The sequence below is a fragment of the Mycobacterium interjectum genome (assembly GCF_900078675.2).
Taxonomy (GTDB): Bacteria; Actinomycetota; Actinomycetes; order Mycobacteriales; family Mycobacteriaceae; genus Mycobacterium; species Mycobacterium interjectum.
In genome coordinates this window covers 2,337,252-2,342,854 of sequence record NZ_LT546237.1, presented here as the reverse complement: position 1 = coordinate 2,342,854, position 5,603 = coordinate 2,337,252, and the positions used below count along the sequence as shown (strand labels likewise).

Genomic DNA, 5,603 nt, shown 5'->3' with positions numbered 1-5,603 from the left:
GACGGCGCCGACGAACTGCGCGCGCGCTCCGGCGCGCGCCGCCGCCACGGCCTGGTTGCCGCCCTTGCCGCCGGGCGCGGAGGTCAGCGACGACGCCAGCACCGTTTGGCCCGGACTAGGCAGGGCATCGACGCCGAAGGTCAGGTCCATGTTCACGCTGCCGACCACGCAGACCCGCGCCATGGCGCCGACGTTAGTCGGGTCGAATTTTGACCCAGACAATGGCCATCCTCGGCACATTGACGCTGATCCTTTTTCGGCAATCCCCAATATCGTGATGTCCGCGCGTTAGTCTGCAGCGTGATCGGTGCTGCATCCCGTCACAGGGAGGGAAAGGCCATTGACATCAACCCAGCTCAAGGGCGCCGAAGCGGCCGCAAAAACGGGCGGGGCAAATACCTCTGAAAACGCCTCGGAAACCACCCCGGAATCCGGCCCCGCCGGAAAGCCGCGCAGGGGTACGCGCCGGCCGCTGGTATGGCACCGTTTTCGTTTCGGCATCCAGTCCAAGATCCTGGTGGCGATGCTGCTGTCGGGCATCCTCGGCGTGGGGGTGATCGGGCTCATCGGGGCCATAGCCGGCCGCAACGCCCTGCGGCAGGTCGAGTCCGAGCGGTTGATCGAGCTGCGCGAGTCGCAGAAGAGGCAGATTCAGGCGCTGTTTCGGGAGGTGACGAATTCCCTGATCGTCTACAGCGGCGGATTCAGCATCAACGAGGCCACCGCCGCGCTCACGGCGGGCTTGAACCAGCTGGGCAACGCGACGATCAACCCCGCTCAAGAGCAGGCGCTGGTCAACTACTACGACAACCAGATGATCGCCCCGATCAAGAAGGCGACCGGCGAGCTCATCGATCTGAACGCGGTGCTGCCGAGCTCCCCGGCGCAGAAATACGTGCAGGCGTACTACACCGCGCCGCCGCGGCCGACCGCCGACTCGCTGCCCGTTGCGGACGCCGGCGACGGCAGCGCATGGTCGGCGGCCAACGCCCGCTTCGATTTCTACATGCGCGATATCGTCACCCGCTTCGATTATCGCGACGCGCTGCTGCTGGACCTGCAGGGCAATGTCGTCTACTCCGTCCGGAAGGGGCCCGACCTCGGGACCAACATCCTCAACGGCCCCTACCGGGAATCGAATTTGAAGGACGCCTACCAGAAGGCGCTGCGCTCCAACGACGTCGATTTCGTCTGGATCACCGACTTCCAGCCTTATCAGCCGGCGCTCGACGCGCCCACGGCGTGGGTGGTCTCGCCGGTCGGCATGAACGGCAAGACGGACGGCGTCATGGCCTTACCGGTGCCGATCGCCAAGATCAACAACATCATGACCGCCAACAAACACTGGGAAGCCGCGGGCATGGGCACGGCGACCGAGACGTATCTGGCCGGCCCCGATGACCTGATGCGTTCGGATTCACGGCTGTTTCTGCAAGACCCGCAGGAATATCGGCGCGAGGCGATCGCCGCGGGCACCCCGCCCGACGTCGTGGAAAAGGCGCTCCAGTTGGGTGGCACGACGCTGGTGCAGCCGGTTGGGACCGCGGGTCTCAAGGCCGCCCAGCGCGGCGAGAGCGGCACCATGAGCGCCACCGATTACACGGGCAATAAGGAGTTGGAAGCCTATGCGCCATTGGACATCCCCAACTCCAACCTGCACTGGTCGATCCTGGCGACGCGCGACGACTCCGACGCGTTTGCGCGGCTGGGCAGGTTCAGCAAGACGCTGGTGATCGCGGTCACCGCGCTGGTGTTCGTCATCTGCGTGGCCTCGATGCTCATCGCCCAGGCGGCCATGCGCCCCGTCCGGCGCCTCGAGGAGGGCGCGCGGAAGATCAGCTCCGGTGACTACGACATCAACATTCCGGTGATGGCCCGCGACGAGATCGGCGATCTCACGGCGGCTTTCAATGAGATGAGCCGCAATCTCGCGATCAAAGAAGAGTTGCTCAACGAGCAGCGCAACGAGAACAATCGCCTGCTGCTGGCGCTGATGCCCGAGTCGCTCGTGCAGCGGTACCGCGAGGGCGAGGCGACCATCGCGCAGAAGCACCAGGACGTCGCGATCATCTTCGCCGACATCGCCGGGCTGGACGAGCTTTCGAACGACCTCACGGGCGATGAACTGGTGGCCATCGTCGACGATCTTTTCCGGCAGTTCGATTCGGCGGCAGAAACCCTTGGCGTCGAACGCATCCGCACGTTCCACAACGGCTACCTCGCGACCTGCGGGGTGATCACGCCGCGATTGGACAGCATTCACCGGACCGTCGATTTCGCCATCGAAATGCGCCGCATCATCGATCGGTTCAACCATCAGACCGGCCACGAGCTGGGCCTGCGGGTCGGCATCAACACCGGCAACGTCATCAGCGGTCTGGTGGGCCGGTCGAGTCTGGTCTACGACATGTGGGGTGCCGCGGTGAGCCTGGCCTACCAAATGCACAGGGGCGCACCGCAACCCGGCATCTACGTCAGCGCCCCGGTGTATGAGGCGATGCGCGACGTGCGGCAGTTCACGCCCGCCGGGACGATTTCGGTCGGCGGGACGGAGCAGGCGATGTACCGGTTGTCGGAGCGATGATGCATCTGTGGAGCTCCTCGTGGTTCTACTGGGCGATCGGCATCGCGATCGGGTTCCCGGTCGGGCTGATCTTCCTCACGGAGTTGCACCACACGCTCGTCCGCCGGAATAGCCGCCTGGCCCGGCAGGTGGGCCTGTTGCGCAACTACCTGCTGCCGCTCGTCGCGCTGCTGCTGCTGCTCGTCAAGGCCTCGCAGGTCCCGGCCGGGGACGTCCCCGTCCGGCTGCTCACCACGATGTTCGGCTTTCTGGTGTTGGTGCTCATGCTGTCGGGGCTCAACGCCACGGTGTTCGAGGGCGCACCCGAAGAGAGCTGGCGCGCCCGCATGCCCGCCATCTTCTTGGACGTCGCGCGCTTCGCGCTGATCGGCGTGGGCCTGGTCGTGATGCTGTCCTATATCTGGGGCGTCCGGGTCGGCGGCCTGTTCACCGCGCTGGGCGTCACCTCGGTGGTCATCGGCCTGATGCTGCAGAACTCCGTCGGGCAGATCGTGTCGGGCCTGTTCATGCTGTTCGAACAGCCGTTCCGGATCAATGAGTGGCTGGACACCGGGACGGCGCGGGGCCGTGTCGTCGAGGTGAACTGGCGGGCGGTGCACATCGACACCGGCAGCGGGATGCGGGTCACCCCGAACTCGGTGCTGGCCACGACGGCGTTCACGAACCTCAGCCGCCCCGCCGGCACCCACAAATTGGCGATCACGACGACGTTTGCGGCCGCCGACCCGCCCGACCGGGTTTGCGCGATGCTCTCGCGCGTCGCCCTGGGCCTGCCCCAGCTCAAGCCCGACAGCGTGCCCCGCTCGGTGCCCGCCGGTGGCGGCGAATACCGCACCTCCTTCGGACTGAGCTCACCCGCGGACGATGGCGCCGCGAAGTCGACCTTTCTGCGCTGGGTCTGGTACGCCGCGCGGCGGGAGGGCCTGCACCTGGACAACTGCGACGACGATTATTCGACTCCCGAACGGGTGGAGAAGGCGCTGCGGACGGTCGTGGCGCCGGCTTTGCGGCTGAACGCCGACGAACAGCGGTCACTGCATTCCTGCGCGGAGCTGGTCAGATACGGCGCCGACGAGACGGTGGAGTACGCCGGTCAGGTGCCCAGCGGGATGACGTTCCTGGTCGCTGGGCGCGTGCAACTGACCGCGCTGGCCGACGACGGCTCGATCGTGCCGATCAGCACGCTGGTCGAGGGCTCGTTCCTCGGCCTGACCGCGCTGACTCGGCAGCCGAACATGGCAAGCGCATACGCGCTCGAGGAAGTGACCGCCCTGGAGATCGACCGGGAGCACATCGAGCACCTGGTGATGCGTGAACCGTTGCTGCTACAGAACTTTGGCCACATTCTCGACGAACGGCAAAGCAAGGTGCGCCAGGCGCGCCGCGGCGAGCGGGTGGGATGAGGCGCGGCGATCGCGAGCGCGGTGTAGCCGGGCGCTGCGGGTCGCCGCCATCTGACCCCGCGGCGATCGCGAGCGCGGTGTAGCCGGGCGCTGCGGGTCGCCGCCATTCTGACACGGCGCCAGCCGTTGCGTGGGGCAGCCTGACCTGGTCGGCGACGGCCCGATACCCTGGTTCAATGAGTCTGCAAGCTCCCTCGCTTCCTGACTTGCGCCGCGACGTCCACGACGCCGCCCGCCGCGCCCGGGTCGCCGCCCGCGCGCTGGCGCTGTTGCCGACGGTCGCCAAGGATGCGGCATTGCAGTCCGCCGCGGACGCGGTTGTCGCCCACACCGAGCGGATCCTGGCGGCCAACGCCGAGGACCTCGAGGCCGCTCGCGCCGCCGGCACCCCCGCGGCGATGCTCGATCGGTTGGCGCTGAACCCCAAGCGCGTCGACGGAATCGCCGCCGGCCTGCGACAGGTCGCGGGACTGCCCGACCCGGTCGGGGAGGTGCTGCGCGGCTACAGCCTGCCCAACGGTCTGCACCTGCGCCAGCAGCGGGTCCCGCTCGGCGTCGTCGGCATGATCTACGAGGGCCGGCCCAACGTCACCGTGGACGCCTTCGGCTTGGCGCTCAAGTCCGGCAACGCGGTGCTGCTGCGCGGCAGTTCGTCGGCGGCGAAGTCCAATCAGGCCCTCGTCGACGTGTTGCGCGCGTCGCTGATCAGCGAGGACCTGCCCGCCGACGCGGTCCAGCTGTTGTCGGCCGCCGACCGATCCACGGTCACCCACCTGATCCAGGCCCGCGGCCTGGTCGACGTCGTGATCCCGCGCGGGGGAGCGAGCCTGATCGACGCGGTGGTGCGCGACGCCCAGGTGCCCACCATCGAGACCGGCGTCGGCAACTGCCACGTCTACGTGCACGAATCCGCCGACCTGGATGTGGCGGAACGGATCCTGCTGAACTCGAAAACCCGGCGCCCCAGCGTCTGCAACGCCGCCGAGACGCTGCTCGTCGACGCCGCGATCGCGGGTGTTGCCATGCCCAGGCTGATCGACGCGCTGGAACACGCCGGGGTGACCGTTCACGGGGGGCTTGGTGCGGACGCGCACGAGGCCGACCTGCGCCGCGAATACCTGTCGATGGATATCGCGGTGGCGGTGGTCGACGGCGTAGACGCCGCGATCGCCCACATCAACGAGTACGGCACCGGACACACCGAGTCCATCGTGACCACGAACATGGCTGCGGCCCAACGCTTTACCGACGGAGTCGACGCGGCCGCGGTGATGGTCAACGCTTCGACGGCATTCACCGACGGCGAGCAGTTCGGGTTCGGCGCCGAGATCGGCATCTCCACGCAGAAGCTGCACGCCCGCGGACCGATGGGATTGCCGGAACTGACCTCCACCAAGTGGATCGCGTGGGGGGACGGGCAGACCCGCCCGGCCTGACGCGCCGAGAAGAAAGCTTTTAGGAGAACTGAGATTGTGAGTGTGCCAGCCCGCCCTGCGCCGTTGTTCGCCGACATCGACGACGTCTCGCGGCGGTTGGCCGAGACCGGCTACCTGCCCGACACCGCCACCGCGACCGCCGTGTTCCTGGCCGACCGGCCCGGCCAGCCCGCGCCGGTG

General features: G+C 67.6%; 4 protein-coding genes and 1 pseudogene. 4 read left to right on the top strand and 1 reads right to left on the bottom strand.

Features of this window, described 5'->3' with window-relative positions; genetic code table 11:
- On the bottom strand, positions 1-183 hold a 183-nt coding region (locus BN4348_RS45610), incomplete at its 3' end, for a PfkB family carbohydrate kinase (RefSeq protein WP_235852902.1).
- Positions 184-472: 289 nt separating this feature from the next.
- Here BN4348_RS45610 and BN4348_RS45605 point away from each other — a divergent pair.
- The 4 genes and pseudogenes from BN4348_RS45605 to BN4348_RS45590 form a co-directional block, all read left to right on the top strand.
- Entirely contained in the window at positions 473-2,584 is a 2,112-nt protein-coding gene (locus BN4348_RS45605; RefSeq protein ID WP_372513920.1) for an adenylate/guanylate cyclase domain-containing protein, read from the top strand.
- Entirely contained in the window at positions 2,584-3,987 is a 1,404-nt protein-coding gene (locus BN4348_RS45600; protein WP_066914166.1) for a mechanosensitive ion channel domain-containing protein, read from the top strand. The genes BN4348_RS45605 and BN4348_RS45600 overlap by 1 nt, the downstream gene beginning before the upstream one ends.
- A 176-nt stretch (positions 3,988-4,163) precedes the next feature.
- Positions 4,164-5,423 (top strand): glutamate-5-semialdehyde dehydrogenase, encoded by a 1,260-nt coding sequence (locus BN4348_RS45595; protein ID WP_066914163.1) that lies wholly within the window; start codon positions 4,164-4,166, stop codon positions 5,421-5,423.
- A gap of 36 nt (positions 5,424-5,459) precedes the next feature.
- A pseudogene (locus BN4348_RS45590) lies at positions 5,460-5,603 on the top strand (AAA family ATPase); the annotation flags it as partial.

Bases quoted from the DNA above. Each gene is read 5' to 3' on its own strand.
- BN4348_RS45600 (WP_066914166.1), top strand. From the start codon at position 2,584: ATGCATCTGTGGAGCTCCTCGTGGTTCTACTGGGCGATCGGCATCGCG.
- BN4348_RS45595 (WP_066914163.1), top strand. From the start codon at position 4,164: ATGAGTCTGCAAGCTCCCTCGCTTCCTGACTTGCGCCGCGACGTCCAC.